Here is a 25,964-nt window from a genome sequence, read left to right as displayed (position 1 = left end):
GCCGGCTCTACTGGATGGAGTCGATCGAGCTTTGGGACGAGCCGAAATCGCCGAGCGTGCGGAACGACAGGTTGAAGCCGACATTCTGCGACACTTCCTTGGTGTTGATGTCGCGTGATTCCGAGTACGTCATCAGGTAGGTGAAGCAGGAATCATTGTAGGCAAAGCCGACGCCGTCCTTGACCAGCACGCTTTGTTGCAGGTCGTAGGTGCCGGTGCCGAAGACGCGCCAGTTTTCGGCCAGGTGCGTCGAGGCGCCGAGCGTGACTTCGTGGCGATCGGTGGTGAAACCATAGAGCGGCTGCGCCTGGATGAAGGCGTATTTGGCGCTCAGCGAAACCGGCAGCCCGGAATAGGCGGCCTTCACCTCGGCACGGCGAACTTCGAAGGTCTGCTCGTCGAAGCGGCCGCTGAGCGAACCGGAGAAGCCGCTCGGGCTGCTGAAGCCGACAAGGCCGACATAGTCGGAGGTCGAAGTCTCCAGGCCCGAATTAGCAGCGCCATCGACATTGGCGCCGACATTGACCAGATCCGGCGAATTGAAGGAGTTGCGGCCGCCCAGCTGGTAGGATTGGCCGAAGATGGCATTGGTGCCCCAGCCATTGTCATAGGCGCCGGAATAGCGGAATCCGACATTGGCGCGGCTGCCGCCTTCGACGCGGTCGTAGCCGGAGAACTTGTCGCGCTCGAACAGCGTCGTGGCATCGAAGACGAAGCTCTGTGCATCCTCGTTGGGAACGGCGAGCCCGCCGACATACTGCTCGTTCGGGCGCATGAAGACCTGCGCCATCGGCTCGACGATATGGCTGGAGCCGGCCATCGAAAACAGCACCGGCCAGCGCATCTCAAGGCCGGCGGTCGCCATGTAACGGGCGAAGGAAGACCGCATGTCGTCGGCGGCACCGACATTCGTTGCCATCTGGTTTACCGCAGTCAGCGAAGCCGAAGAAGCGTTGAGATAGTCGACGTCGCCCTGCAGAGCCAGAAGGGGCGTCAACTGCAATCCGCCGTCCGTGGTGAAGGTACGCTTCCATTCGGCTTCGGCGGTGAGGCGACCGGATTCGCCCTCGATGCCGCGCACGCGCTGGACGCCGGAGCCCGGCACGTAGGGGGTAAAATAGGCCTGATCGAGATCGTCGCGGCGAATGACTCGTGCATTGACGTTGAACGACAGCCGGCCGCCGGCCACCGACATGTCGGGGATGTAGGCATAGTCGAGCGACGGCAACACCCAGGGCTGCTTGTCGCTGCGCGATGCGACGTTGCCGTCCGGTGTGTTTTCCTGAACCTGGAAGCGCATGGCGCGCACATCGAAATAATTGCGGTCGTTTAGGCCGGTCAGGTAGACCGACGATTGATGCACGGCGTCGTTGTAGCCTTCGATCGTGTAGGTACGCGAAAAATTCTTGTCGGTCTGAAGCAGGATATCCCAGCCGAAGTCCCAGCGCGGATTGATGGCGAACTGGCCTTTGGTGCCCATCATCCCGCGGAATTTGTTCGGATCGCCTGCTGGCCCCGAATTGACATTGTAGCCGCCGGGGAAAGCCGCGAAATCACGGAAAGCGCCAGGGTCCTGCTGGTTGATTCCGGCAAGCTTCAGCGTGTATTGGCCATTGTTGAAGCGCTGGCGCCACTCGGCCTCGCCGAGGAAACCCTGCTTGGTGTAGCCGCTGCCGGTAACGGTGAGGTCATAGGTCGGCGACAGGGCAAAATAGTAGGGGACTTTGACGCCGACGCCGAGACGGTTGTTGTAGCCGATGCTGGGGATCAGGAAGCCGCTTTTGCGCTTGACCGTAGGGTCGGCGATCTCGAACGCCGGCAGATAAGCCAGCGGGAAGCCGAAGAATTCGAAATTCGCGTTCTCGAAGCGAACCGTCTTCTTTTCGCCGTTCCAAATGATCTTCCTGGCTTTGATCCGCCAGGTCGGCGCCTTGTCCGGCTTGTCTTCGCAAGGCTCGCAGGCCGTATAGACGCCGTTGTGGAACGTTGTCAGCACGCCGCCCATGCGCTCGGCGCTTTCGGCGGCGAAATAGGCTTTTTCGGGCGTTTCGACGCGCAGCGCATTGACGAAACCGTCAGCGAAATCGTCGGTAATATCGATATGCTGCGAGTTGATCTTGGTGCCGTCGCTGTTGACGATCTCGACATTGCCGCTGGCAACCAGCCGCTTGGTGTTTCGATCATAGACGACGCGTTGGGCGACGAGCTTGTTGCCGCCATAGTCGATCTGGACGCCGCCGATGGCGGTGACCGTCTGGTTGTCGTTGTTATAGACGAGCGTGTCTGCCGCCAGCAGCATCTGGGAGCCGGAAGGAACCTTCGTTGCCACGTCGGTGACGTCCTGCGCCAGCGCAGGAGCCGTCAGCACGCCGCAGGCGAGCAGGCATGCCAAGGCGCTCGCCGAATAGAGGCGCGCCAAACCGGCCTGCCTATGGCTGCGCAAAGCCGCCTCCCTCACTAGCCGTCTTCCTTGTATAGCAGGAATGTCACCCCAAAGAACATAGCCACGACAACCGGAACCCATGCAGCCACGGCTGTGGGCACGAATCCCGCCACGCCGAATGCCTTGACCAATACCGAAACGACATAAAGCAGAAAGCCGGCGAGGACGCCACCCAGAATCATCGTTGCCGACTGCCCCATCCTCGCAAATCGCATTGAAACTGTTGCCGCAATCAGCGTCATGGCCACAAGCAGGAACGGTAACGCCACCAGCGAATCGAACTGCATGGCGAAGGCATTTGCCTTGAGGCCGAAGGAGCGGGCAACCTCAATCTTGCCGGGAAGGTCGTAAAACGGGATGGTTTCGGGGCGCGCCAGCCGTTCCTGCACGAATTCCGGCTTGAGGTTGGTCGGCAACTGGTCGGTCGTTTCGGAACGGATGTTGCCGTCCTTGAACACCTTGACGTCCTGCAATTCCCAGTAGCCGTCGCGCAGAAAGGCCCGCGCGGCGTCCTTGCGCTCGACGATGTTGCCCTGCGGATCGAGGACGAAGAACACGGTGTCGGCCATTTCCAGGCCCTGGTTCAGGATGGCGCGGGCGCCGATGATGGTGTCGCCCGAGTTGGTTTTCTGGCGGATCCACGGCGTGGCATCGGCCGCCACCACGTTCGAATTGCCGGATCGCAGCTGGTTTTCCATCTGCTCCGACCATGAGAAGCCATGCGCGGCGATCGGATTGAGCACGCCGACCGATAGTATGCCGAATAACAGCGCACCTATGCAGCAGGGCAACAGAAACTGCCAGGCCGACACTCCGGCCGATCGCGCAATCACCAGCTCGTATTTGCGGTTGAGCGACACCAGCGTCGCCATCGCCGAGAACAGGCCGACGAACGGCACCGTCTGCAGCATGATCATTGGCATCCTCAGCGCCGAGATCGCGACCGCCGTGCCGTAGGTGAAGCCCGGCAGGCCGGTGATGCGGCCGGACAGCTCGGTGAAGTCGATCAGGAACACCAGCGCCAGAAGGCCGATGAAGAACCAGATCGTGATCGACACGTAGCGAAAGAAGAAGTAGCGGCCCAGGGTCCAGCCCATCGTCAGGCTCCCTGGCCGGATGTGTAGCGCCGATTGAGGCGCAGCTTGAGCGCCGTCCAGCCATCGCTGACGCGGCCGGCGAAATTAGTCATCCAGTCGGCCCAGCTGCCGGGCAGTTCCATGCTTCGCGAGGTGACGATGAACCAGATGGCGACCGCCGAGGCGATGACCGGCACGCCATAGACCATATAGGCGTATTGCGGGATCTTGTCGGCCTTGCCGGCGGCAAAGAAGCCCAGCCAGCGCACGAACAGCGCAATGGCGATGGCTGTGATCAGCGGGTGGATGCGCGCCTCGCGGTGTGAGCGCGCATCGCCTGCCACGGCCAGCGCGATCAGCGCGAACACCAGCGAATAGGACCATTCGGAAAAGCGCTGGTCGAGCTCGGCCTTGTAGGCGCCGGGCCTGCGCTGGAAGATCTTGTCGTTCGGATCCGGGTTGAGCAGGTATTGCGTCGTTCGGTCCTTGGGCAGGAGCATGATATCGTTTGCCGCCGACATGAAGGCGGAAAGGTCGAAGGCGTAGGACGTGAAGCGGATGACCGACAGGTCGCCGGTCAGCGTCTTGCGATGAATGACGCCGTCATTCATCATCAGCACCTTCTCGTCACCCTTTTCGACGACGCTGCCGCTCTTGGCATAATAGATCAGATTGGCGCCTTCCTCGCGCGAATCGGCCACGAAGATGCCGCCGAGCCGGTTGTCCGGCAGCCGCTCGCCTATCTGCAGGAACAGCCCGTCGTCGATCTTGCGGAACGTGCCTTCCTGGATGATCAGCGACAAGAGATCGGCGCGCGAGGACGCGATCAGCTGGCGGTTCTTCTGCCTGGCATAGGGTTCGACGCCATTGTCGACCGCGAAGGAAAAGACGCTGGCCGCCAGCGCGATCAGCAGGACCGGCCGCACAATCGTCCAGCGCGAGGCGCCGGCGGCGTTGATGACGGCCAATTCCGAATCGGAGTTCATGACGCTGAGCGTCTGGGCAACCGCCACCACCAGGGCGAACGGGACCACGATCGGGATGATGGTGGGGATGATGAGGCCCGCGACCTCGAAAAAAGTCAGCGCCGATTGGCCACTGTCGGTGACCAGGTCGATGCGGGCAAGCACCTGCGTCGTCCAGACAATGGCCAGCGTCCAGATCAGCGCAGCGAGAAACACCGCCAGTGCGCGACGCATGATGTAGCGTTCAACGACCTTCATGTAAGGCTTTTCTCGATTTGCCGAACGGCATCATGCCCGCGGACAAGGTAGTCGTCCGGCTGCGGCTGTACAACTGGGTGCGTTTGGCCATTTCTTTCAGGCGGTTCGATCCGATTCTCCGTCCCACATCGCCCGTCCCGCAGGCCGGAGTGTCGGCGGCAATGGATAAGAAAGGGAGAACATCAATGGTTAACAACAGGTTGCGGCAGGAAAGCGGGGCCGTGCCGCGACGAATCGTTATCGATTCCGCTGCGCATATGAGCCCTGATTCCGGCAAAGTCTTGCCAAATCAAGGAAAACGACCAAATGTCGCGCATCTTCCCTGAGAATGCATTTTTCCTGAAAATCTGAGCCGTTTCCCGAAAGCAGGACCTGATGACTTTGAGACCATTGATCGCCTTCGCCAAATTTGCCGCACCCAAAAAGGGCAGCATCTTCGTGCTGGCGGCCGACGATGGTGGTCTTGGCGAACCGGCAAAGGCCTGCGACCCGGCAGGAACGCTGGCGCGGGCGTTTCCGGTGGCGGAGTTTTCCGGCAAATTCGCCGGTGTCGTCGAAGTACTGGCGCCGCAGGGAACATCGCTCGACCGACTGGTGGCGGTCGGCGCCGGCAAGGTCGCCGGCCTCGATGACTTTGCCTGGCTGAAGCTTGGCGGCACCATCGCCGCGTCCCTGCGCAAGGCAGCGGAGGTGGCCGTCATCCTCGATGTGCCGGGCGCAAAGATTGGCGGCAGGCAAGCGGCGAACCTTGCCGCCGGCATCATTCTGCGCAGCTACTCCTTCGACAAATACAAGACCAGGAAAGACAAGGACGATGCCGAGCCGAAGAAACCGGTCAAGGTGACCATCCACACCGCCGATCCTGCCGCGGCGAAAAAGGCCTTCGCCGACGAGGTTGCGGTCATAAATGGCGTGCTTCTGGCACGCGATCTTGTCAACGAACCGGCCAATACGCTCGGGCCTATCGAATTCGCCGCCCGCGCCAAGGAACTGGAGGCGCTCGGCGTCGAGGTCGAGATCCTCACCGAGAAGGAAATGAAGAAGCTCGGCATGGGCTCGCTCCTCGGTGTCGCGCAAGGCTCGCCGCGCGGCGCCCGGATGGCTGTCATGCAATGGAAGGGCGGCAAGGCCAAGGACGCACCGGTCGCCTTCGTCGGCAAGGGCGTCACCTTCGACACCGGCGGCAATTCGATGAAACCGGCTTCCGGCATGGAGGACATGAAGGGCGACATGGGCGGCGCCGCGGCCGTCATCGGGCTCATTCAGGCGCTAGCCGCGCGCAAGGCCAAGGCCAATGTCGTCGGCATCGTCGGGCTGGTGGAAAATGCCGTCGACGGCCATGCCCAGCGCCCCGGCGACATCGTCACCTCGATGTCGGGGCAGACCATCGAGGTGCTCAACACCGACGCCGAAGGACGCCTCGTGCTGGCCGATGCGCTGTGGTACTGCAACGACCGCTTCCAGCCGAAATTCATGGTCAATCTGGCGACGCTGACCGGCGCCATCATGGTCGCGCTCGGCCAGCACTATGCCGGCCTGTTCTCCAACAATGACGAACTGTCGGACAGGTTGACGGCGGCCGGCCAGGCGACGCAGGAGCGGCTCTGGCGCATGCCGCTTGGGCCCGAATACGACAAGCTGATCGATTCCAAGAACGCCGACATGAAGAACATCGGCGGCCGCTATGGTGGCGCCATCATCGCCGCGCAGTTCCTGCAGCGGTTCGTCAAGGAAACCCCGTGGGCGCATCTCGACATCGCCGGCACCGCGATGGGCTCGCCGCCGAGCGAGATCAACCAGTCCTGGGGCTCGGGTTTCGGCGTCAGGCTGCTCGACCGGCTGGTCCGCGACAATTACGAGGGATAAGGCAGGGAATGGCCGATGTCCTGTTCTACCACCTGACCGAATCGACGCTGGAGGATGCGCTGCCCGGCCTGCTCGAGCGCAGCATCGATCGCGGCTGGCGCGCCGTGGTGCAGACCGGGACCGAGGAGCGGCGCGACGCCCTCGACCTGCATCTGTGGACATTCAGGGACGATTCGTTCCTCGCGCACGCGACCGACCGTGAAGCCCATCCGGCCGAACAGCCAATCCTGCTCACCACAAGCGACGGCAACCCCAACCAGGCGCAGATACGCTTCCTTGTCGATGGCGCCGCTCCCGCCGCTCTCGCCGGCTACGAACGCGCCGTGTTCCTGTTCGACGGCCACGATGCGGCCCAGGTCGAAGGCGCGCGGATGCATTGGAAGACGTTGAAAGAGGCCGGCCACGCGGTCACCTACTGGCAGCAGACGCCCGACCGGCGCTGGGAACGCAAGGCGTAAGCGCTTTGCCGGCGCGTCTTGAAAACGACGCTGTTATCGCCGAACGATCCGATCTAAGGATTGCGAAAAGCGCAACTCAAGCGGCGGGCTGAGAATGCGGATCAGGATCATCGGAACGGGGCGGGCCGTGCCGGCTCGATGCGTGACGTCGCGCGCCCTCGATGCGCGGCTGGGGTTTGGCGATGGACATTTCGAGGCCGCGACCGGCGTCATCGAACGCTATGTCTGCGAGGCCGAATCGCAGGTCGACCTTGCTTGTGCCGCAGCCCGTCTGGCGCTTGCCGATGCCGAACTTGAGGCAGGCAGTGTCGATCTGGTCATCGGCGGTTGCGGCGTGCCTTACCAGCCGTTGCCGTCGACGGCGCCGCTGGTCATGCAGCGCCTCGGCCTTGCCGATGGGTCGGCGGCCGCTTTCGACGTCAACAGCACCTGCCTCGGCTTCCTCACAGCCTTCGAGACCGCGTCGCGCCTGATCGAGGCCGGGCAATGCCGCACCGCGCTGGTGTTCTCGTCTGAAATCGCCTCGCGCGCCCTGCCGTGGCAGGACCAGCCGGAAATTGCGGCCCTCTTCGGCGATGGCGCGGCGGCCGCCGTGCTGCAACAGGCCCCAAGCGAGGGTCGGGTCGCGGCCAACCTGATGCGCACCTACCCTTCCGCCTATGAGGCCTGCAGCATCGGCTCCGGTGGCACCCGGTTCGACTTTCATCGTGAGCCTGAGGAATTCGCCCGCCACAGCCTGTTCCACATGGAGGGTAAGGAACTGTTTCGCGTCACGTCACGCCATTTCAACGGCTTTGTAGCGGAGTTGCTCGATCGCGCCGGCTGGCGGCACGACGATGTTGACCTCGTCGTGCCGCATCAGGCGAGCCCTTTGGCGCTCGCCCACATGGCGCGCCAGACCGGCTTCGCCAGGGAAAAGCTCGTCGACATCGCGGCGCGCTACGGCAATCAGATCGCCGCTTCCATCCCGTTTGCGCTCGATGTCGCACGCCGCGAACAACGCATTGGGCCGGGCGCCAAGGTGCTGTTCCTCGGCACCTCGGCCGGCGTGTCGTTCGGCGGCATGGCGCTGGAAGCATGACCGTGGGACGCGTCCTCGTCACCGGCGCCAGCGGCTTCCTCGGCGCGCATATCATGGCGCGGCTGGCGGCAGTGGGCACACCGGCGCTGGGTCTTGGCAGGGACGCCAAACGCTGCGCGGCGCTCGAAGCCGCTGGTCATCGGGTCGTTCGGCTCGATTTGTCTCAACCATTCGATGCAGCTGCCGCGCGCGCTCTCGACGGCGTCGATGCGATCATCCACTGCGCGGCACTTTCCGCGCCCTTCGGCAGGTTGGCGGATTTCCAGACGGCAAATGTCACAGCTACCCGCAACCTCAGCGATTTCGCGCGCGGGCAAGGCGTGCGCCGCTTCGTCCATATCTCCAGCCCGACGGTCTGTTTCGCCTATCGCGACCAGCTCGGAGTTTCCGAGAATGCGGCCTTGCCCCCTCCGGTCAACCACTATGCCCGCACCAAGCGGCAGGCCGAGGAGATCGTGCTGGCGGCGCCTGAGATCAGCCCGGTGGTGCTGCGGCCGCGCGGCCTCTACGGTCCCGGCGACCGCACGCTGCTGCCGCGCCTGCTGCAGGTGGCACGGCAGCGCCCGCTGCCGCTGTTTCGCGACGGCAAGGCGCGCATCGATCTCACTTATGTAGAGGATGTCGTCGATGCCGTGCTTGCCGCGCTCTCCGCTGGCAGCGCTGCCGAGGGACAGATATTCAACGTCTCCGGCGGCGAAGTGGTGCCGGTCCGCCGCATTGCCGAGGCGGCCTGCGCCCGCGCCGGCGTGCAGCCGCGCTGGCGCAGAATGCCGCTCTGGCCCGCCATGCTGGCGGCCGGGATAGCGGAGACGGTAGCGAATATATTGCCCGGCCGCCCGGAACCGCCGGTGACGCGCTACGGTCTTGGCCTGTTCGCCTATGCGCAGAGCCTCGATCTTTCCAAGGCAGGCCGCATCCTCGGCTGGGCGCCGAAAGTGTCGTTCGAGGAAGGGCTCGATCGCACATTCGGCAAGGCGACGGAAAGCAGGGAGGCTGCGTGAAGATCGTCTTCGCCAACAGCGCCTCTGTCAGCGCAGCCGAGCGCCTGATCCTGCGCGGCGGCAGCTGGGCGAAGGTCAGGCTACGTGTCCGCTACGGCCTGATCATGCATCCGCAGGCCGGCCCCGTACTGATCGATACCGGCTACACGCCGCATGTGACACAAGGCAGCGAGCGCAGCACGGCGCTGCGTCTTTACAGTGCGATCCTCCGGCCCCAGCTCAACGAAGCCGAGCAGCCGCTCGCGGTACTGGCGCGCTTCGGCCTGTCTTTGCAGGATGTGCGCACCGTCATTGTCACGCATTTCCATGCCGACCACATGTCGGGCCTGTCGCTGTTTCCCAACGCTCGGCTTATCGCCAATGACACCGCCTGGGCGCGGGCGAAGGCCAAGACTTCCCGGCAGAATCTGCGCCATGGCGTCTTCAAGGAACTGTTCCCGGCCGATTTCGAGAGCCGGCTCGACGGGCTGTCGTCGAAGCGGCGGATCGAACCTCGCGGCGGCGTGCCAGGCGGCGCCGATCTGTTCGGCGACGGCAGCGTCATCGCAGTCGGTCTGCCCGGCCATGCCGATGGCCAGTTCGGCCTTTCGTTCCCAAATCTCGAGCGGCCGCTGCTCTACGCCGTCGACGCGCAATGGTTGTTCGCGGCCCTTGTCGAAAACCGAACTCCCGGTCTGCCGGCAACCCTGCTGGCCGAGGATGCCGCCGCGATCGAGCCGACCAGCGTAATGTTGCGCCGGTTTCTGGCGACCGGCGGCGAGGTTGTTCTTTGTCATGATCCGGCGGTGACGGCCTACGATCTGGCCGGAGAGAGCGCATGAACGGGCCGACGGAAGCGGCCCGTTCGTTTGTGTTGACGCAATGGCTCTCGCGCAAGAGCCGTGAGAATTTCGAACGCTGGCAAGGTCATGCCTTGCGCCGCTTTCTCGACCGCGACCTGCCGCGCGCGCCGTTCTACGGCAAGACGCCGCGTCATCTCGGCGATCTGCCGGTGACCGACAAGGCGACGCTGATGGGCAATTTCGAGCGCTTCAACATCCGCGGCGTCTCGGCCGCCGAGGCCTGGAAGGCGCAGGCAGGCGATGGCCGCATTGGTGAACTGACAGTCGGCGCCAGCACCGGCACGTCGGGCAATCGTGGCCTGTTCATCATTTCCGAAGCGGAAAAATACCGCTGGCTGGGCACCATCCTGGCCAAAGCAGTGCCCGATCTGCTCTGGCGCCGGCAGCGCGTTGCGGTGATCCTGCCGCAAAACACCGGGCTCTACGATAGCGCGCGCAAATCGCGGCGTATCGACCTGCGCTTCTTCGATCTGACGCGCGGTCCGGAGAGCTGGCGCGGCGCTCTCGAAGGTTTCGCGCCGACGGTGATCATCGCGCCGCCGAAGATGCTGCGGCACTTCGCGGTCGAGGGCTTTAGGCTCAAGCCGCAGCGTGTCTTCAGCGCCGCCGAAACGCTCGACCCGGTTGACCGGCCGGTCATCCAGGCATTCTTTGGTCGTCAGCTCGACCAGATCTACATGGCGACCGAAGGGCTGTTCGCCGTCACCTGCCGCCAGGGCGGGCTGCATCTGGCCGAGGATTCGGTGTTCTTCGAGTTCGAACCGGCCGGCGACGGCCTGGCCATGCCGCTGATCACCGCCTTTCGCCGCCGGACCCAGATCATGGCGCGCTACCGGATGAACGATCTGCTGCGGCTGTCCGAAAAGCCATGCCGCTGCGGCTCGCCGCTGCGCACGCTGGACGAGATCGTCGGCCGCATGGACGACGCTTTCCGGCTCGCCTCGCCGCACGGGCAGCTCCTCGTCACGCCCGACATACTACGCAATGCGGTGCTCAAGGCCGACCGGCGCATCGACGATTTCCGCCTGGTCCAGACCGCTGCCGACGTCATCGAACTTAGCCTTGCGCCCGAGCTCGCCGACGAAGCCGCCACTGCCGCGCATGCAGCCGTGCGAACGCTACTGGCCGCGCGCCAGGCGACGGTGAGAGTCAGCCTCCTGCGCAAGAGCCTGCCGCTGGAGACCAGCCGTAAACTGCGCCGTGTAGAATGCCGACTGGGGATGAGGACGTGAATCGGCCTGCCGCATTGCCGGTCGCTCAAGTGGACCAGGTTGAAAACAACCCGCGTGAGGTCGAAGCCTTCGTTCAGCTATTCAACGAGGTGCCGGTGCGCGACCTCGTGCGCAATCTGACAGTGGCTGTCGAAACCTTCGAGATCGCCGGCCGCTCCTTTCCGCTGACGCTGAACGACAGAAGCGAAGCGCCGAACTGCTACATCTGCTGCCCGTCCAGCGCCTATATCGACTATGCCATCGACGAGACCCGCAATTTCGTCTCCTCGCCCTTGCTGCAAAAAACGATGCGGATGCTGATCGGCCTGTGCGCGCCGCTGGTCAGGATGAGCGGCCTCGACCATCAGGTTCAGGTCAACAACTGGCTCTATTCGACCAATCCGGTGCCGCTGCTCGATCGCAACGCGGTCGCGGCGATGCGCGACGATCTCACCGCGCGTTTTCCCGATCGCGCTGTTCTCATCCGCTCCCTGAACGAGATCGCCGATCCCTCGACAATCGCAGCGCTGAAGGCGGAGGGTTTTCGAATGCTGGCGGCGCGGCAGATCTACATCTTCGCAGGCGACGGTTCGGCCATGACCAACGACATGAAGCGCGACCGCAAGCGGCTGCCCACGACGCCTTTCGAGCAGGTCGGCAATGGCGACTTCACCGAGGCCGACTATGCGCGCGCCGAAGCGCTCTACCGGATGCTCTATCTCGACAAATACACGCCGCTCAACCCGCACTACACGGCCCGCTATATCGGCGAGACGCACCGTCGCGGCATCCTGCAACTGGCAGGCCTGCGTCGTCCCGGCGGTGAACTGGTCGCCGTCGCCGCTTTGTCTCAGAACGGCAGGACATTGACGCAGCCCATCGTCGGCTACGACACCGGCCTCCGGGTGAGCGAAGGCCTTTACCGCATGATGATGGCGCTGGCGCAGGATCATGCGATGGCGCACAGCCTGTTCTTCAACATGAGCGCCGGTGCCGCCGCCTTCAAACGCTTGCGCGGCGCCGTGGCGACGGTGGAATACAACGCCGTCTATGCTGCCCATCTGCCGCGCCGCCAACGCATGGCGGTGCGGATCATGGAATTTGTGCTCGCGAAGATCGGCATTCCCCTGCTCAGGAGATTTGAACTTTGAGCGACACCCGGCAGCAGAAAGACAAAGACTATTGGCAGGCGGTGATGCGGTCTGCCGATATCAAAGCCAAGCCGAAGCGCATCCTGTTCGACGGCGCGCCACTGGTGCTGTTCCGCTCGGCGCAGGGGATTGCAGCCCTCTTCGACCGCTGCGCTCACCGCCTGGTCGAACTCTCGACCGGCAAGGTCGTCGGTGGCGAGATCGAATGTCCCTATCATGGCTGGCGCTACAATGGGGAAGGGCGCTGCACCGCCATTCCCGGCCATGTCGGCGACGTCCCGCATTACCGTGTCCGCCGCTACAGCGCGATCGAGCGCGACGGCGTCGTCTTCGTCTCGGCAGGCACGCCTGAGGGCGAGCCCTATCTCCATTGCATGCAAGGCAAGGATGTCGTCGTGAAGCGGGTGCGAAGCTCGGCGCGATCGACGGTGCTCGACGCCGCCGAGAACATTCTCGACGCCACTCACACCCACTTCACCCACAAGGGTGTGCTGCGCGGCCTGACCGCAAAGCGCCATCTCGTGCGCGTCGAGGTGACCGGCGGCAAGGGCTGGGTCGAAAGCTGCTACACCGGCGAGGACCGCCAACAGGGGCTGGTCAGCCGGCTGCTGGAAGGCGAGCGCGCCAGGACCATCGGCCGCTACCGCCATCCCGGCATCGTCGAACTCGAATATTGGGGCAAGGGCGGCTTGGCGCTGGCGACCACTTTCCATTTGCGTCAGGCGGACGAACGGACCGTCGAAGGCGTCGGCTGGCTGATCGGCCCGCGACAGGGCCTGTTCGGCGAACTCAAGGCGCTTGCTTTCCGGCCGCTCTTTGCCTTTGCCCTGCAGCAGGATCGCCGTGTGCTGAAATCGGCCAGCGACAACGCCCGTATATCGCCGCAGGTTCAGCCGGCGATCGGCCCGCTGGATTTCCTGCGCCGCGACATAGCGGCGATCATCGACGGCAAGATGCCACCGGCGGCGGCAGAGCCGCGGGTGCACCAAATCGAGCTGTAATCTAAAGTTCACGGCACTTGATTCCAGTTCTGCTGTAAATTATAGTTCACGGATGATCGAAGTTCGATCCACTGACGAATTCCGAAAATGGCTCAGAGGGCTCACGGACATTCGCGCCGTAAAGAAGATCACCCAACGGATTGTCCGCGTTCAGGCTGGGCTGGCGGGAGACGCCAAGTTCTTCGATGGCATAGGAGAATTGCGCGTAGATTACGGTCCGGGATACCGCGTGTACTTCGTCCGGCGCGGCAACACGGTCATTATCCTGCTCTGCGGCGGTGACAAAGGCTCGCAGGACAGGGACATCGGAAAAGCCAGGAAAATGGCAAAGGAAGTTTGATATGACCCTCAGAACCACACCATTCGACGCCGCCGAATATCTTGATGATGCTGAGTCTCAAGCCGAACTGCTCGCTGATGCGTTCGAGACCGGGGACGCGACTTATATTGCGCACGCCCTCGGCATTGTCGCGCGCGCCCGCGGCATGACAAGCATAGCGAAGGACGCCGGCGTGACCCGAGAGGCACTCTACAAGGCGCTGAGCGAAAAGGGCGATCCGCGCCTCAGTACATTGCTGGGCGTAACCAAGGCGCTTGGCCTGCAATTGTCCGCAAAGCCAGTTAATCCCGTTTAGGCAACCTTAGCAGGACTTACGCACTCAGCTGAAAACGGGAAGTTCCGCTTCAACTCGACTAGTCCTGCTCCGGCCCATTCCACTCGATATCGCGCGTCGACGCAGCCTGAAGGCTGATGCGCTGGCGCAGTGCTGTGCCGGCGATCTCGGCCAGCGTGCGCCACTGCGCCCGCTTCGGCGCGGGGTCGCCCGGCCAGTCGAGCAGCTCATCGGCATCGTGCATCGCCTGGCGAAAGCTGCCGAGACCACCGGAGCGCAGTGCCGCCGGCATCCCGTAGATCCACATCGCAAGCCTCACCGTCTGCGGCGCCGTCACGTCGGGCTTCACCTCGGCGCCATCCTCCAGGACCGCGTCGGCGAAGCGCCGCGGATCGCGAAAGAAGTGCAGGCCGCTCACGGCGCGCGGATTGCACTCCAGTGGCAGCACCCTGCCGTTGTTCTCGCGCATCAGGTCGAAGGATATCTGGCCGGTCCAGCCGGCGCCGGCGACGAAGGTTTCGACGAAGCGCCGCGCCGCGATATCCTCGACCGGCTCGAAACAGATGCCGGCGCCCTTGCCGGCGCGATAGAGCGAACGGTAGAGCGCCAGCGCTTTGAGTTCACCCTCGATCGCCACCGCATAGGCGCTGATCTCTTCACCGGCGACGTAGCGCTGCGCCACCCAAGGAGCGGCGGGCGAGGGGCGGACGGCGTCGAGTTCGTCCGGCGATGGCCGCAGCAGTACGTCACGGGCAAAACGTGACCACACAGGTTTGAACACCAATTCGCGCGATTGGCCACGAACGCCGTCGAGATCGGCCTCGCTTTGCAGCAGTATCGTTTCCGGCACGTCGAGCCCAAGGCTCTGCGCCAGCCGGATGAAGGCATGCTTGTCGTGAACGCGGGCGAGCATCGCCATCTCGGGTGCGAAGAGGCGGGCCGGCATGGCGCGGTGCTGCCAGAGACGACCGAGATAAAAGACTTCCTCGCAGGTCGGGATAACGAGTTCGATGCCTTCCGCGCGGACAAGCGCTTCCACCGCCTTGGCATAGGCGTCGGCGGCAAAGCGCGGCGGCGGCAGGCGATGGTAGGCGGCGCAGGCCGTGCTCGCTGCGGCGATCGGCCGGGCCGGGCTGTCGGCCAGGATCACCCGGCGACCGGCGCCATGCAGCAGCCGCGCCAGGTGCAGCGCCACCGGCGCGCGGGCACCGGTGATCAGCACGGTGCTATTGGGCATGAGCCACCGGCATCGGTTGGAAAAGACGAGTCGATGCTTCTGCGGAAGGCTTCATTCGCCATAAGTGCCACATGGCTTGCGTGCCGCCAACGCACTCCACAAAGGTGGCTCCGCTGCGTCAGCCATCGCTTTTTGGCCTTCGGGGCGTTATTGGCAATCTGTCGAACACCCGGATCTCCTCAATGCGCTTTCTGTTTGTCCTGATACTGCTTGCCGGCGCCGCCATTGGCTTCGTGTATCCCTGGGCCATGAGCAATTTCTCCGGCCACGAGATCGGCGCCTGGCGCGTCTACGACCAGGGACGGTTTAGGCCTGTGACGGTGACGCTGAAAGCTGGCGACGCGCCGGTCAGAGTGCTGGTCGACCTGACGGCGAGGGCCGAGCGCATTGTCTCGCAGCAGCGCACTGTGCTGACGCTGACTGCCGCCACAGCCGGCCGCACGGTGCTTGCCTCGACGCTGCAATTCAACCACGCCGACAATCCGCGCCAGGTCAGCCCGCAACTGCCCGACAAGATCTTTCGCGACGAGGCCGGCGTGATCGAAACCGTCAGTCCCGGCGCCTATCTCTTCACCGCCGGCCCGGGCGACGCCGACGATATCCCGATACGCGCAGTGGATCTGATACTGCGCTCCGGCGCCGGTGAGATCGATCAACGCGCACGGCCGGTTGGCTATGGGCTGATGGCCGTCGGCCTGATCGGCTTCCTGCTTACTCTGGCTTTCGGCGGTCGCCGGCCGGAGAACCCGAACTCGAAGCCGCCACCGCCGCGTTGGGGCAGAGGCTCCTCGACATGAGCGCGGCATGAACTACCGTCACGCCTATCACGCCGGCAATTTCGCCGACGTCGTCAAGCATGTCGTGCTCAGCCTTCTGCTCGACTATCTGAAGCAGAAGGACAAGGCGTTCCGTGTCCTCGACACTCATGCCGGCCTTGGCCGCTACGATCTTTCGTCGGCGGAAGCGCAAAAGACCGGCGAATGGCAAGGCGGCATCGGCCGCCTCATCGACGCCCCGATCGAAAAATCGGCGGCTGCGCTGCTTGCCCCCTATCTTGAAGCGGTGCGTTCGCTCAATCCCGATGGCGGGGTGAAGAAATATCCGGGCTCGCCATTGATCGCCAGGCACCTCATGCGAAAGCAGGACCGGTTGTCGGCGATCGAACTGCACGGCGCAGATGTCGCCAGGCTGAAGACGCTGTTTGCCGGCGATTTCCAGACAAGGGTGATCGAACTCGACGGCTGGCTGGCGCTTGGCGCGCATCTGCCGCCAAAGGAAAAGCGCGGCCTGGTGCTGATCGATCCGCCGTTCGAGGAAGCCGGCGAATTCGACCGCCTGGTCGACGGCATGCAGAAAGCGCACAGGCGCTGGCCGGGTGGCATCTACGCGCTGTGGTATCCGATCAAGGATCGCAAAGCGATCATCGCCTTCCGCAAGGCGCTCAAGCAATCCGGCGTCCCAAAGTTGCTCGACATCGAGTTCGAGATCCGGCCGGCATCGCGTGAACCAAGCCTCGACGGCAGCGGCATGGTGGTGGTCAACCCGCCCTTCACGCTGGAGCGCGAACTGCGCATCGTGCTGCCGGTCCTGCACAGATTGCTGGCGGTCGAAAAGCCGGCGCACTGGTCGCTGGAATGGCTGGCCGGGGAGTAGCGACGCTTCGCAGCGGGCGACGCCCGCGGCAAAGACACAAAGTCGCTAGAGGTTTTGACGGTGGCGCCATCCGCGAATGCTCAGCTGTGTTCAACGAACCGAAACCATGGAGATGCACATCTAATCGGCTCGGCGTTGACGCTAATCCCAAAATCAGATAGATAGACATCTAATTATTAGATTTCGAATCGAATGCCAAGATCGACAGAAGAGGAACTGGTCAACGCGATAGGCTTCGCGATGTCGCGCTGGCAGGATGCCGTCGAAACGTTCGATGGGACCGTCGCCGAAATCTATGTGCTGAGCGCTGCCGGGCGCCGCTGTCTCGGCGCGATCAGTCACGGCCCGCGGCCGGCAAACGTCGTAGCGAGGGAGACAAATCTCACGCCGGCGGCGGTCACGACGTTGATTGACCGGCTGGAAAAGCGCGGCTTCGTCAGCCGCCAGCCGGATCCCGATGACAGGCGCAAGGTCATGGCAGCGGCGGGCAAGAAGACCGAGGAACTCGTCCGGCGCTGCTACCATCCGATCTTCGAGGCAGGCGCCGCATTGCTGGAGAAATACACGGTGGCCGAGATGCAGTTTTTGCTCGGCTTCATCGAAGAGGTCGAAGCGATGCAGAAGGCGTAGACCGAGAGGCTGCGCGGCAAAGCAAAACCGGTGCGTTGAGAGAAGGCATCGGAGGATGGTCCGGCGCAACGCCGGTCCGGTTTCAACTGTGTACTGTCAAGGAGACCCTATGCCCCGTATGATCTTCGTCAACTTGCCCGTCGCCGACCTCGCTGCGTCGATGGCCTTCTACAAAGCTCTCGGTTTCGACAACAACCCGCACTTCACCGACGACACCGCAGCCTGCATGGTGCTGAGCGAAACGATCAACGTCATGCTGCTCACCCATGCCAAATGGCGTCAGTTCACCGATCGCCCCATCCCACCGGCCACCTCGAGCGAGGTCATGCTGGCCGTGTCCTGCGACAGCCGCGCGGCGGTCGATGCGATGAATGAGGCGGCGGCTAAAAATGGCGGCGCCGCCGACATCAACGCCCAACAGGATTATGGCTTCATGTACAATCGCAGCCTGGCAAGGCTGAACCGGGTTTCGGCGGCCCGCCGGCCATGGGCAGGCCGCTTTTCCTAATGGGCAAGGCGAGCTTTTTCGAAGGTCAGGACGTGGTTTCGCAGCTTCGCACCGGCAAAACCGGTTGCGGAGCGGGAAACCATCGTCAGGGCGACCGCTTGACCGCGCGCCGCCGAATCCGCAAAGTGGGCGCAGTCGACCTTTGAGAGGCTGCCATGACTCGCTTTGCCAAATCCGCTGTTGCTGCCCTGATTTCGCTTTGCACGCCGCTGGCCGCACCCTTTGGCCAGCCAGCGCAGGCCGCCGATCTTTCCGTCTATTCCGACGAGGACAGCGGCGTTTGCGGCGAGGCCTGGGTGCTAAGCAAAATCTCCAGCCGCTTCTCCTACCAGGTGCATCACGTGCCGCATCTGCCGGATGTTTCGATCACCGATTTCCAACGCATCCACCAGCATCGCTATCTCCCGGCCAGCGAAGAATGGCCGATCGGCCGCCGCTATTGCGGCGCCACCGTCAGCCTTTCCGACGGCCGCGCCCGCACCATCTGGTACTTGATCGAGGAAGGCCAGGGTTTTGCCTCGATCGGCGACAATGTCGAATTCTGCGTCTCGGGCTTCGACCGCTGGATGGTCTACAACGGCCGCTGCCGCGTCCTGCGCTAAGGTCGGATAAGAACCGCCGTTGCACCTGCCATCTCCTGCAAGGGGGAGATCTGATGTCGCTCCGGTTTCGCCAATCTCCGAACTGCTGCCGCTGCCTCACATCGCCTTCCCACCAGATACGTAAGCGCAGATCAGCTCGACCAACTGCTTCTGCAGTTCCGGCGCGTCGAGCATGTCTCGCCGCGCGGCATTGTGGATGACGCCCTCGACCGCTGAGGACAGCACCCGGGCCACGGTCTCATTGTCCTTTCTGCGCCTGCGATATTGCGCCACCGCCGCCGTGTAGTGATCGAGATAGCGCGATTGGAACGAGGCATGGGCGGCGCGTGAGCCGCGATCGCCCGGCGCCTCGTCGAGCAGCACCTGATGCAGCGTCGGATGGATGCTGTGCGCATCGATCATGCCGCGCACCAGCTCCTGCGCGAATCGCTTGAGCGGCTTGTCGCCTTCTGCTGATTCGGCGATCACCGACAGCACCTGATCGAAATGTCGCCGGCGAATTGCTTCGACCAGCGACAGCTTGTCGGGAAAATATTGATAGAGCGAGCCGATGCTGACGCCGGCCGCATCGGCCACCTTGTTGGTGGTGAAGCCGGCCCAGCCGAGCGCGCTCAGAACATGAGCACCGGCTTCGATGAGCGCCTCGACCGTCGCTCTCGAACGCGCCTGGCGCGGCTGCTTGCGCATGCGTGAGCGCGGCTTTGCAATGCGAGTAGACATGTCTGCTCCAGCAGCCAAGAATATAGATAACATACTCACATTTTTTGGAAAGGATACAGACCATGGACGCGCTGGATTTGCTCCGCAGCCTCTACGTTTATCAAACCTGGGCGAATGGTGAATTGCTGGAGAAGCTTGCGGGCCTCGACCAGCAGGAGCATGTCGATCAGCGTCACACAGCGACCCGTCTCATCAACCACAACCTCGTCGTATCGAAGATATTCGCCGCGCATCTTTCCGGCACGCGTCATGGCTATGCGTCCGACAACACCGAGGACACACCGGCACTCGATTAATTGAGCGCTGATGTCGCTGCGATGGATCGTTGGTATCTCGACTATATCGAAGCCGTCTCGCCAAAGCTCATGTCAGAGCCTGTGCCTTTCACCTTCACCGACGGCGACAGGGCGATGATGTCACGCCAGGAAATGCTGACACATATCGTCACGCATGGCGGCTATCACCGCGGCGAGATCGGGCGGATCCTGATGCGGATCGGCATTGCGCCGCCGTGGGATACGTTTGCCGTCCACCTCCACCACGCCGAGCCTTGCGCCGGCTGCAGGTGCGCGAGCGGGTTGGCGCTTAGGGGCCTGCACCCCTTGGCTTCCAAGGGATCGCGGCTTCCCGGGAGGAGGATTTCCCGATCTTTCGTTTCCCATTTCCGTTTGGCATCTCTTGCGCCGAAGCTGGCGATCTCCCTTCTCGTCGGGGAGACGTCCGACACAACAGGCTGTCCCTTCAAGTGCTGTCTTTCCTGGATTCCGTCCACCCACTCGCAATATACGAGTAAAAAGCTCGCGTTCAATTTAGTGCTGTTCCTGCGACCGCTGGGATGAAGCAAGATCAGCCTCTGCGGTGCGATGATTGTTGCCATCCGATAGGTCGCCGATGACCGCGTGAGATCGACGGCGTTGCAAGAGAATGTGAGCTTGACGAGAAGATCGTGTGAGTCTCGATATCAGAGATTTCTCTCGCAACAGTTCGCTGCGAAGCGGGAAGATTCTTTGCCGATTTCTGTGCCGATCATTGCGATAATGCTCTCAGCGTAACCGAAACTTAATTTGCGAAATTCTATGTAATGCTTCGCTGGCTAGATACGCACGAGTCAGATATGCATTAGCTCGCCGGGTCACTCACGGCCATCGGCACAAACGCAAGGGGCATCGCATGGCAAAGACCACGACGAAGGCGCCGGCGGCGAAAGCGCCGGCAAAGAAAGCGGCACCGAAAGCTGCCGCGAAACCTGCAGCAGTAAAGAAGGCAGCACCGAAGGCAGCGGCAAAGCCGGCTGCCAAGGCAGCGGCAAAGCCGGCAGCTAAGGCAGTAGCAAAACCCGCCGCCAAGGCAGCAGCGAAACCCGCCGCCAAGGCAGCAGCGAAACCCGCCGCCAAGAAGCCGGCCGCCAAGGCTGTGGCGAAGCCTGCTGCGAAGGCAGCAGCCAAGCCCGCCGCCAAGAAGCCGGCAGCCAAGGCAGCGGCAAAACCCGCCGCCAAGGCTCCGATGAAGGCCGCCGCCGCCAAGTCGACGGCCGCTGTGAAGAAGGCTGCACCGGCCAAAAAGCCAGCCGCCAAGAAGAAGTAACAGCGGTCCATCTCAAAGCTCCCGGGAACTTTGCCGACTGGCAGATTCCCGGGAGCTTTTTTGTTGTGATTTAGGTCTTGTTTTGATGCATGTCGTTCTCTCGAAATTGGCGCCACTTCTGTGAGACATGCATGGCGATTTCATTGTCGGCGGATTGGCCGCCTGGTTTTGCCCTTCTGGCAGTTGCTCCCTCAGGGAAGATCGGCCAACACTAAGGCGGTCGCATTCGATGGGGTTCAGGCGACACGCTCTAGACCTTTGTTTTACGCGCGTCGTTCTCAAGACCGGAATCGCATTTTTGAGCGACATGCACTGGCCGTCCGAAAACAGGGAACCGATCATGCCGAAGCTGCTCTACGCGTCCTCATCCCCCTACAGTTCCAAGGTGCGCATGGCAGCACTCCATGCCGGCATTGCCGTCGAGCTGGTGCCGGTCAAGACCGAGGACAAGCCTGCTGAACTGATGTCAGCCAATCCTCTCGGCAAGATTCCGGTGCTGGTGCTCGACGACGGCCGCTCGATCCACGACAGCCGCGCGATCACCCAGCATCTCAACCGCGCTTCGAAGAGCCTGTTGTTGCCGCGCAATGCCGACAAGCGCCTCGAGGCCGAAGTGCTGGAGGCGCTGGCCGACGGCATATGCGACTGCGCGCTGTCGATGGTCTATGAGCGGCGCACGCGTCCGGAGGAGATGGTCTATCAACCCTGGCTCGATCGCCAGTGGACCAAGATCACCGCCGCACTCGATTTCCTCAACGCCAATCCGCCGAAGCTGCCGAAGAAGATCACGCTTGGCCAACTGGCGTTGCGTGCCTGCCTCGGCTACCTCTCTCTGCGCTTCGCCGGCAAATGGGAAAAGGGCCGCGGCCGCCTGACCCGCTGGGCAGCGCGTTTCGATGAGAAGTTTCCGGGGCTGAAGGTGGCTGTGCCGGCCTGACGGGCGAAACAAAAAAAGCCGGGCGCGAGGCCCGGCTTTCTTGTGTCGTGGCTTGAACGACAGTTAGAACTTCATACCGACGCCGAAGGTGACGCGGTTGTCGCTCTCTTTGACCTTGGTGCCGACACTGTCGAAGCTCTTGGAACCGAAGTCGGTATAGCGGTACTCGACACGGCCGAACACATTGTCGGTGATCTTGATGTCGGTGCCGACGCCGGCCGTCCAGCCGAGCATGGTGTTGCTGTCGCTGTCGCCGGGGACCGAGACCTTCTGGTTCTTCAGGGCGCCGCCGCCGGTGCCGTAGAGCAGGATTTCCGGGGTCACGGCGTAACCCAGACGGGCGCGCAGCGAGCCTTCGAAGCCGCCCTTGGAATTGACGCCGCCGCTGTCACCCTTGACGCCATTGTAGCCGAGATCGGCTTCAGCACCGTACACGAAGTTTTCCTGCTGCCACTGGTAGCCGCCGAAAACGCCGCCGACAAAGCCCTTGGTCTTGATGTCGGGGCCGCCGTCCTGGACTTTGGCATGACCGCTGAAGCCGTAGCCGGCGCTGAGACCGGCATACGGGCCGGCCCAGGAAGCGACGGGGAGCTCGGCGATCGGGGCTGGCGCCGGGGGCTCTTCCGAGACGACATCGGCAGCAAAAGCGGTACCGCTGAGGGCGAAGAGCCCGAGCGCAACCGCGAGCGGCGCGAATTTGAGATTGGTTTGCATTGTTGTTTACTCCTTAAGCCACAAGACACGTAGGCTTGTTTGTCCTGAGCGCCATCAACCCGTCCGGGGGGTGAAACGGATCTGGCACTCAACGGTTCCGAATGTCGTGTCAAAATGCGGCGGCAGCGAACCTGAAAATGGGTCATTCCCCGGCACGAATGAGGCCGAAGCTTGACGTTGCATCTTCGCAACAGCGAAATGTCAGTACGCAGGCGATGCTGCACTGCACTCGGCTTGGTGCAACGGGTTCAGCGTCCTATATTGCGGTCCTGCCGACCCGAATCCGGGGCGGTGCCGGCGGCGAAAAAGCCGTTTCGCCACATTCCTGCCCCAGGTGGAAACGGCATTTAACCCCTGGACGCGTCACAATGTGCCGCTAGCCGAATTGAGGCGCAGATTGAGGATTGACAGATGATCGAAGCCGCCGGAACGGCGCTGGTGACGGGCGGGGCGAAGCGGATCGGCAAGGCGATCGTCGAGGATCTGGCCGCGCACGGTTTTGCCGTCGCCATCCATGCCAACCGCTCGACCGCCGAGGCCGACGCGCTGGCTGCGCGCATCAGGGACGGAGGCGGCCGCGCCGGCGTGGTAGCCGCCGATCTGACCAACATGGATGCGGTTGGCGATCTCGTCGGCCGCGCCGAGGCAGCGCTCGGCCCGGTCACGCTTCTGGTCAACAATGCGTCGCTGTTCGTCGACGATAGCGTCGAGGACTTCGACTGGGCGGCATGGGACCTTCACTTCGCCATCCATGTGAAGACGCCGGCGCTGTTGGCGCAAAACTTCGCCCGCGCCTTGCCGTTGGGGCAGGAGGGGCTGATCGTCAACATCATCGACCAGCGCGTCTGGCGACCGACGCCGCGCTATTTCTCCTATGCGCTGTCGAAGTCGGCCTTGTGGACGCAGACCGAAATGCTGGCACAGGCGCTCGGTCCGCGCATCCGCGTCAACGCCATCGGTCCCGGTCCGGCGCTGAAGAATGCCCGCCAGGACGATGATGATTTCCAAAAGCAGGTCGATGGCCTGATTCTGAAGCGCGGCCCGCAATTGGCCGAATTCGGCGCCACCATCCGCTATCTCTGGGAGGCGCGCTCGGTGACCGGCCAGATGATCGCGCTCGACGGCGGCCAGCATCTTGCATGGCAGACGCCGGATGTGACAGGCATGGTGGAATGAGTCCCGCAGACCAGAAACACAAGACGCGCGCCGGCGCCGCTGACGATATGCCGCCCGACATCGACCTTGAGGATGAGGCGGTCGAGGAGATCGTCGAGCCCGAGGCCACCGGGCCCGATGTCGCCTTCACCGCGATAGACTGGGCGCCGCATGCCGGCGACGCCGACGGCATGGTCGGCGCCGAGGTCATCCAGACACTGGTCAAGCGGCTGCCCAATGCGCCCGGCGTCTACCGCATGATGAACGCCGCCGGCGACGTGCTTTATGTCGGCAAGGCGCGCAGCCTGAAGAAGCGGGTGACCAACTACGCGCAAGGCCGGTTCCACACCGCCCGCATCGGCCGCATGGTGCGCGAGACATCGACGATGGAGTTCGTCGTCACCCGCACCGAAATCGAAGCGCTGCTGCTCGAGGCCAATCTCATCAAGCGTTTGCGGCCGCGTTTCAATGTGCTGATGCGGGACGACAAGTCGTTCCCTTACATCCTGTTGACCGGCGATCACGTCTCGCCCGGCATCTACAAGCATCGCGGTGCGCGCTCGCGCAAGGGCGACTATTTCGGACCTTTTGCGTCGGCCGGCGCGGTCGGGCGCACCATCAATTCGCTGCAGCGCGCCTTCCTGCTCAGGAGCTGCACCAACTCCTTTTACGAAAACCGCACCCGGCCGTGCCTGCTCTACCAGATCAAGCGCTGTGCCGGTCCATGTACCGGGGAGATCTCGCATAGCGACTATGCCGAGCTGGTCAGCGAGGCGAAGGATTTTCTGTCGGGCCGCAGCCAGAAGGTGAAGACCGAAATCTCTGCCGCCATGCAGCAGGCCTCGCAGGAGCTCGATTTCGAGCGCGCCGCCATTTATCGCGACCGGTTGGCTGCACTGTCCCATGTGCAGAGCCATCAGGGCATCAACCCGGCCACGGTCGACGAGGCCGATGTCTTTGCCATCCATCAGGAGGGCGGCCAGGTCTGTATCCAGGTGTTTTTCTTCCGCACCGGCCAGAACTGGGGCAACCGCGCCTATTTCCCCAAGGCCGATCCGGCACTGGAGGGGGCGGAAGTGCTGGGCTCGTTCCTGGCGCAGTTCTATGACGACAAGCCGACGCCACGGAACATCCTTCTGTCGCGAGGCGTCCAGGATCAGGAACTGTTGGCCGAAGCGCTGTCCACCCGCGCCGGCCGTAAAGTGTCGATCTCGGTGCCGCAGCGCGGCGAGAAGAAGGATTTGACCGACAACGCGCTGCAGAATGCCCGCGAGGCGCTCGGCCGCCGCCTGGCCGAAACCTCCACGCAAGGCCGGCTGCTCGCCGGCTTTGCCGAGACCTTCGGCCTGCCGAAGCCGCCGGTGCGCATCGAGGTCTATGACAATTCGCATATTATGGGCACCAACGCCGTTGGCGCCATGGTCGTCGCCGGGCCGGAAGGGTTTGTGAAGAACCAGTACCGCAAATTCAACATCCGCTCGACCGAGATCACGCCCGGTGACGATTTCGGCATGATGCGCGAGGTGATGGAACGGCGCTTTTCGCGGCTGCTGAAGGAACATGGCGATGTCGTTCCCGACGACGCGGCAGCCGGTGGAGCAGGCGACGACATCGAAGAAGACATCTCCGGCAGCTTCCCGGCCTGGCCCGACGTCATCCTGATCGATGGCGGCCAGGGCCAGATGAGCGCGGTGCGCAAGATCCTCGCCGACCTCGGCATCGAGGATCGCGTGGCGGCCATCGGCATCGCCAAGGGCCAGGACCGCGATGCCGGCCGCGAGCGTTTCTTCGTCAGAGGCAGGGACTCGTTTTCGCTGCCCGTCCGCGATCCCGTGCTCTATTTCGTCCAGCGGCTGCGCGACGAGGTGCATCGCTTCGCCATCGGTTCGCACCGCGCGCGGCGCAAGAAGGAATTGGTCAAGAGCCCGCTCGACGAGATCGCCGGCATCGGTCCCGGCCGCAAGCGCGCGCTGCTGCTGGCCTTCGGCACTGCGAAGGCGGTCAGCCGCGCGGCAGTCGAGGATCTGGTCAAGGTCGACGGTATTTCAGAGCAGGTCGCCAAGCTCGTCTACAATCATTTCCATGAGAGCTGAGCGCCGGTGACGCCGCTGTCCCGATCAAATGGCAGCAGCCGTTCTTTTCTCGCAGGCCACTCGAATCCCGGCAATCGCGCGCTATTTTCGTCTGGCCAATCGAATCTCGCCTGTTGACCCCCTACATCCGGTTCTGATTTGAGTACGCAGGCAGAAAGAGTCCC

Annotated in this window: 28 protein-coding genes; 22 read left to right on the top strand and 6 right to left on the bottom strand. The window is 63.1% G+C overall.

Going from position 1 to position 25,964, the window contains the following annotated elements; translation table 11 throughout:
• Nucleotides 1–7: 7 nt before the first annotated feature.
• From ACYG9R_RS02370 to lptF, 3 genes are read right to left on the bottom strand one after another with little or no spacing between them, the layout of a single operon-like run.
• Entirely contained in the window at nucleotides 8–2,458 is a 2,451-nt protein-coding gene (locus tag ACYG9R_RS02370; RefSeq protein WP_023824140.1) for an LPS-assembly protein LptD, read from the bottom strand.
• Nucleotides 2,458–3,540 (bottom strand): LPS export ABC transporter permease LptG, encoded by a 1,083-nt coding sequence (lptG, locus tag ACYG9R_RS02365; RefSeq protein WP_023702945.1) that lies wholly within the window; start codon nucleotides 3,538–3,540, stop codon nucleotides 2,458–2,460. Before lptG ends, ACYG9R_RS02370 begins: the two co-directional genes overlap by 1 nt.
• Before the next feature lie 2 nt (nucleotides 3,541–3,542).
• Nucleotides 3,543–4,742 carry an LPS export ABC transporter permease LptF gene (lptF, locus tag ACYG9R_RS02360; RefSeq protein WP_023672737.1) on the bottom strand — a complete coding sequence of 400 codons (1,200 nt, stop codon included), beginning with the start codon at nucleotides 4,740–4,742 and terminating at the stop codon, nucleotides 3,543–3,545.
• A 32-nt stretch (nucleotides 4,743–4,774) separates the two neighbouring features.
• Here lptF and ACYG9R_RS02355 point away from each other — a divergent pair, with 32 nt between their 5' ends.
• From ACYG9R_RS02355 to ACYG9R_RS02305, 11 genes are all read left to right on the top strand, one after another.
• Nucleotides 4,775–5,068, top strand: a complete 294-nt coding sequence (locus ACYG9R_RS02355; protein ID WP_155923279.1) for a hypothetical protein — start codon at nucleotides 4,775–4,777, stop codon at nucleotides 5,066–5,068.
• Nucleotides 5,069–5,117: 49 nt separating this feature from the next.
• Nucleotides 5,118–6,608, top strand: a complete 1,491-nt coding sequence (locus tag ACYG9R_RS02350) for a leucyl aminopeptidase (RefSeq protein WP_023824139.1) — start codon at nucleotides 5,118–5,120, stop codon at nucleotides 6,606–6,608.
• Between the two features lie 8 nt (nucleotides 6,609–6,616).
• Nucleotides 6,617–7,066 carry a DNA polymerase III subunit chi gene (locus ACYG9R_RS02345; RefSeq protein WP_023824138.1) on the top strand — a complete coding sequence of 150 codons (450 nt, stop codon included), beginning with the start codon at nucleotides 6,617–6,619 and terminating at the stop codon, nucleotides 7,064–7,066.
• Nucleotides 7,067–7,208: 142 nt separating this feature from the next.
• Nucleotides 7,209–8,147 carry a 3-oxoacyl-ACP synthase III family protein gene (locus ACYG9R_RS02340; RefSeq protein ID WP_245260075.1) on the top strand — a complete coding sequence of 313 codons (939 nt, stop codon included), beginning with the start codon at nucleotides 7,209–7,211 and terminating at the stop codon, nucleotides 8,145–8,147.
• Complete coding sequence (locus ACYG9R_RS02335; RefSeq protein ID WP_031199461.1) at nucleotides 8,144–9,148, top strand: NAD-dependent epimerase/dehydratase family protein; 1,005 nt, start codon at nucleotides 8,144–8,146, stop codon at nucleotides 9,146–9,148. The genes ACYG9R_RS02340 and ACYG9R_RS02335 overlap by 4 nt, the downstream gene beginning before the upstream one ends.
• The gene (locus ACYG9R_RS02330; protein ID WP_023819171.1) at nucleotides 9,145–9,969 is read left to right on the top strand and encodes an MBL fold metallo-hydrolase; all 825 of its coding nucleotides are present in this window, start codon (nucleotides 9,145–9,147) and stop codon (nucleotides 9,967–9,969) included. Before ACYG9R_RS02335 ends, ACYG9R_RS02330 begins: the two co-directional genes overlap by 4 nt.
• Complete coding sequence (locus ACYG9R_RS02325) at nucleotides 9,966–11,222, top strand: F390 synthetase-related protein (protein ID WP_023824135.1); 1,257 nt, start codon at nucleotides 9,966–9,968, stop codon at nucleotides 11,220–11,222. Before ACYG9R_RS02330 ends, ACYG9R_RS02325 begins: the two co-directional genes overlap by 4 nt.
• A complete protein-coding gene (locus ACYG9R_RS02320; RefSeq protein ID WP_050588442.1) occupies nucleotides 11,219–12,352 on the top strand; it encodes a GNAT family N-acetyltransferase in 1,134 nt (377 codons plus the stop codon). The genes ACYG9R_RS02325 and ACYG9R_RS02320 overlap by 4 nt, the downstream gene beginning before the upstream one ends.
• On the top strand, nucleotides 12,349–13,353 hold the full coding sequence (locus ACYG9R_RS02315; RefSeq protein WP_023824134.1) for a Rieske (2Fe-2S) protein: 1,005 nt from the start codon (nucleotides 12,349–12,351) through the stop codon (nucleotides 13,351–13,353). Before ACYG9R_RS02320 ends, ACYG9R_RS02315 begins: the two co-directional genes overlap by 4 nt.
• A gap of 52 nt (nucleotides 13,354–13,405) precedes the next feature.
• The gene (locus tag ACYG9R_RS02310) at nucleotides 13,406–13,693 is read left to right on the top strand and encodes a type II toxin-antitoxin system RelE/ParE family toxin (RefSeq protein WP_023727340.1); all 288 of its coding nucleotides are present in this window, start codon (nucleotides 13,406–13,408) and stop codon (nucleotides 13,691–13,693) included.
• A gap of 1 nt (nucleotide 13,694) precedes the next feature.
• Nucleotides 13,695–13,988 (top strand): addiction module antidote protein, encoded by a 294-nt coding sequence (locus tag ACYG9R_RS02305; protein WP_023672747.1) that lies wholly within the window; start codon nucleotides 13,695–13,697, stop codon nucleotides 13,986–13,988.
• A 58-nt stretch (nucleotides 13,989–14,046) separates the two neighbouring features.
• Here ACYG9R_RS02305 and ACYG9R_RS02300 read toward each other — a convergent pair whose 3' ends face one another.
• Nucleotides 14,047–15,204: an ATP-grasp domain-containing protein gene (locus ACYG9R_RS02300; protein ID WP_027048820.1), complete on the bottom strand. Its 1,158-nt coding sequence runs from the start codon at nucleotides 15,202–15,204 to the stop codon at nucleotides 14,047–14,049.
• A gap of 182 nt (nucleotides 15,205–15,386) precedes the next feature.
• Here ACYG9R_RS02300 and ACYG9R_RS02295 point away from each other — a divergent pair, with 182 nt between their 5' ends.
• From ACYG9R_RS02295 to ACYG9R_RS02275, 5 genes are all read left to right on the top strand, one after another.
• A complete protein-coding gene (locus ACYG9R_RS02295; RefSeq protein ID WP_023673461.1) occupies nucleotides 15,387–16,001 on the top strand; it encodes a hypothetical protein in 615 nt (204 codons plus the stop codon).
• A gap of 7 nt (nucleotides 16,002–16,008) precedes the next feature.
• A complete protein-coding gene (locus tag ACYG9R_RS02290; RefSeq protein WP_023824133.1) occupies nucleotides 16,009–16,857 on the top strand; it encodes a 23S rRNA (adenine(2030)-N(6))-methyltransferase RlmJ in 849 nt (282 codons plus the stop codon).
• A 192-nt stretch (nucleotides 16,858–17,049) separates the two neighbouring features.
• Nucleotides 17,050–17,487, top strand: coding sequence for a MarR family winged helix-turn-helix transcriptional regulator (locus tag ACYG9R_RS02285; RefSeq protein WP_023731122.1), 438 nt, complete (start codon nucleotides 17,050–17,052; stop codon nucleotides 17,485–17,487).
• A 109-nt stretch (nucleotides 17,488–17,596) separates the two neighbouring features.
• A complete protein-coding gene (locus ACYG9R_RS02280; protein WP_023731121.1) occupies nucleotides 17,597–17,995 on the top strand; it encodes a VOC family protein in 399 nt (132 codons plus the stop codon).
• Between the two features lie 155 nt (nucleotides 17,996–18,150).
• Nucleotides 18,151–18,597 (top strand): hypothetical protein, encoded by a 447-nt coding sequence (locus tag ACYG9R_RS02275; protein ID WP_023711921.1) that lies wholly within the window; start codon nucleotides 18,151–18,153, stop codon nucleotides 18,595–18,597.
• 96 nt (nucleotides 18,598–18,693) lie between these two features.
• On the opposite strand, the gene ACYG9R_RS02270 is transcribed toward ACYG9R_RS02275, so the two are convergent.
• Nucleotides 18,694–19,317: a TetR family transcriptional regulator gene (locus ACYG9R_RS02270; RefSeq protein ID WP_031193538.1), complete on the bottom strand. Its 624-nt coding sequence runs from the start codon at nucleotides 19,315–19,317 to the stop codon at nucleotides 18,694–18,696.
• Nucleotides 19,318–19,379: 62 nt separating this feature from the next.
• On the opposite strand from ACYG9R_RS02270, the gene ACYG9R_RS02265 reads away from it, so the two are divergent.
• The 4 genes from ACYG9R_RS02265 (at nucleotide 19,380) to ACYG9R_RS02250 (ending at nucleotide 21,838) form a co-directional block, all read left to right on the top strand.
• Nucleotides 19,380–19,613, top strand: a complete 234-nt coding sequence (locus ACYG9R_RS02265; RefSeq protein ID WP_348528141.1) for a hypothetical protein — start codon at nucleotides 19,380–19,382, stop codon at nucleotides 19,611–19,613.
• Entirely contained in the window at nucleotides 19,614–20,156 is a 543-nt protein-coding gene (locus tag ACYG9R_RS02260; RefSeq protein ID WP_348528140.1) for a DinB family protein, read from the top strand.
• 331 nt (nucleotides 20,157–20,487) lie between these two features.
• Nucleotides 20,488–20,901, top strand: a complete 414-nt coding sequence (locus ACYG9R_RS02255) for a hypothetical protein (protein WP_023824132.1) — start codon at nucleotides 20,488–20,490, stop codon at nucleotides 20,899–20,901.
• Between the two features lie 340 nt (nucleotides 20,902–21,241).
• The gene (locus ACYG9R_RS02250) at nucleotides 21,242–21,838 is read left to right on the top strand and encodes a glutathione S-transferase family protein (protein WP_023689091.1); all 597 of its coding nucleotides are present in this window, start codon (nucleotides 21,242–21,244) and stop codon (nucleotides 21,836–21,838) included.
• A gap of 63 nt (nucleotides 21,839–21,901) precedes the next feature.
• Here ACYG9R_RS02250 and ACYG9R_RS02245 read toward each other — a convergent pair whose 3' ends face one another.
• A complete protein-coding gene (locus ACYG9R_RS02245) occupies nucleotides 21,902–22,552 on the bottom strand; it encodes an outer membrane protein (RefSeq protein WP_023673452.1) in 651 nt (216 codons plus the stop codon).
• Between the two features lie 411 nt (nucleotides 22,553–22,963).
• Here ACYG9R_RS02245 and ACYG9R_RS02240 point away from each other — a divergent pair, with 411 nt between their 5' ends.
• Both ACYG9R_RS02240 and uvrC read left to right on the top strand, forming a co-directional pair.
• Nucleotides 22,964–23,728, top strand: coding sequence for an SDR family oxidoreductase (locus tag ACYG9R_RS02240; RefSeq protein WP_023824131.1), 765 nt, complete (start codon nucleotides 22,964–22,966; stop codon nucleotides 23,726–23,728).
• A complete protein-coding gene (gene uvrC, locus ACYG9R_RS02235) occupies nucleotides 23,725–25,800 on the top strand; it encodes an excinuclease ABC subunit UvrC (RefSeq protein WP_023824130.1) in 2,076 nt (691 codons plus the stop codon). Before ACYG9R_RS02240 ends, uvrC begins: the two co-directional genes overlap by 4 nt.
• Nucleotides 25,801–25,964: the final 164 nt, after the last annotated feature.

It is taken from the genome of Mesorhizobium sp. RSR565B (genome assembly GCF_054719465.1).
Note: the sequence above shows the minus strand (reverse complement) of the source record. Positions and strands in the feature narration are given on the sequence as shown.

Bases quoted from the DNA above. Each gene is read 5' to 3' on its own strand.
- ACYG9R_RS02290 (WP_023824133.1), top strand. From the start codon at position 16,009: ATGAACTACCGTCACGCCTATCACGCCGGCAATTTCGCCGACGTCGTC.
- ACYG9R_RS02350 (WP_023824139.1), top strand. From the start codon at position 5,118: ATGACTTTGAGACCATTGATCGCCTTCGCCAAATTTGCCGCACCCAAA.
- ACYG9R_RS02280 (WP_023731121.1), top strand. From the start codon at position 17,597: ATGCCCCGTATGATCTTCGTCAACTTGCCCGTCGCCGACCTCGCTGCG.
- ACYG9R_RS02345 (WP_023824138.1), top strand. From the start codon at position 6,617: ATGGCCGATGTCCTGTTCTACCACCTGACCGAATCGACGCTGGAGGAT.
- ACYG9R_RS02300 (WP_027048820.1), bottom strand. From the start codon at position 15,204: ATGCCCAATAGCACCGTGCTGATCACCGGTGCCCGCGCGCCGGTGGCG.
- ACYG9R_RS02295 (WP_023673461.1), top strand. From the start codon at position 15,387: ATGCGCTTTCTGTTTGTCCTGATACTGCTTGCCGGCGCCGCCATTGGC.
- ACYG9R_RS02250 (WP_023689091.1), top strand. From the start codon at position 21,242: ATGCCGAAGCTGCTCTACGCGTCCTCATCCCCCTACAGTTCCAAGGTG.
- ACYG9R_RS02325 (WP_023824135.1), top strand. From the start codon at position 9,966: ATGAACGGGCCGACGGAAGCGGCCCGTTCGTTTGTGTTGACGCAATGG.
- ACYG9R_RS02305 (WP_023672747.1), top strand. From the start codon at position 13,695: ATGACCCTCAGAACCACACCATTCGACGCCGCCGAATATCTTGATGAT.
- ACYG9R_RS02285 (WP_023731122.1), top strand. From the start codon at position 17,050: ATGCCAAGATCGACAGAAGAGGAACTGGTCAACGCGATAGGCTTCGCG.
- ACYG9R_RS02240 (WP_023824131.1), top strand. From the start codon at position 22,964: ATGATCGAAGCCGCCGGAACGGCGCTGGTGACGGGCGGGGCGAAGCGG.
- ACYG9R_RS02255 (WP_023824132.1), top strand. From the start codon at position 20,488: ATGGCAAAGACCACGACGAAGGCGCCGGCGGCGAAAGCGCCGGCAAAG.
- ACYG9R_RS02355 (WP_155923279.1), top strand. From the start codon at position 4,775: ATGCCCGCGGACAAGGTAGTCGTCCGGCTGCGGCTGTACAACTGGGTG.
- ACYG9R_RS02270 (WP_031193538.1), bottom strand. From the start codon at position 19,317: ATGTCTACTCGCATTGCAAAGCCGCGCTCACGCATGCGCAAGCAGCCG.
- lptF (WP_023672737.1), bottom strand. From the start codon at position 4,742: ATGAAGGTCGTTGAACGCTACATCATGCGTCGCGCACTGGCGGTGTTT.
- ACYG9R_RS02335 (WP_031199461.1), top strand. From the start codon at position 8,144: ATGACCGTGGGACGCGTCCTCGTCACCGGCGCCAGCGGCTTCCTCGGC.
- ACYG9R_RS02265 (WP_348528141.1), top strand. From the start codon at position 19,380: ATGGACGCGCTGGATTTGCTCCGCAGCCTCTACGTTTATCAAACCTGG.
- ACYG9R_RS02275 (WP_023711921.1), top strand. From the start codon at position 18,151: ATGACTCGCTTTGCCAAATCCGCTGTTGCTGCCCTGATTTCGCTTTGC.
- uvrC (WP_023824130.1), top strand. From the start codon at position 23,725: ATGAGTCCCGCAGACCAGAAACACAAGACGCGCGCCGGCGCCGCTGAC.
- ACYG9R_RS02310 (WP_023727340.1), top strand. From the start codon at position 13,406: ATGATCGAAGTTCGATCCACTGACGAATTCCGAAAATGGCTCAGAGGG.
- lptG (WP_023702945.1), bottom strand. From the start codon at position 3,540: ATGGGCTGGACCCTGGGCCGCTACTTCTTCTTTCGCTACGTGTCGATC.
- ACYG9R_RS02245 (WP_023673452.1), bottom strand. From the start codon at position 22,552: ATGCAAACCAATCTCAAATTCGCGCCGCTCGCGGTTGCGCTCGGGCTC.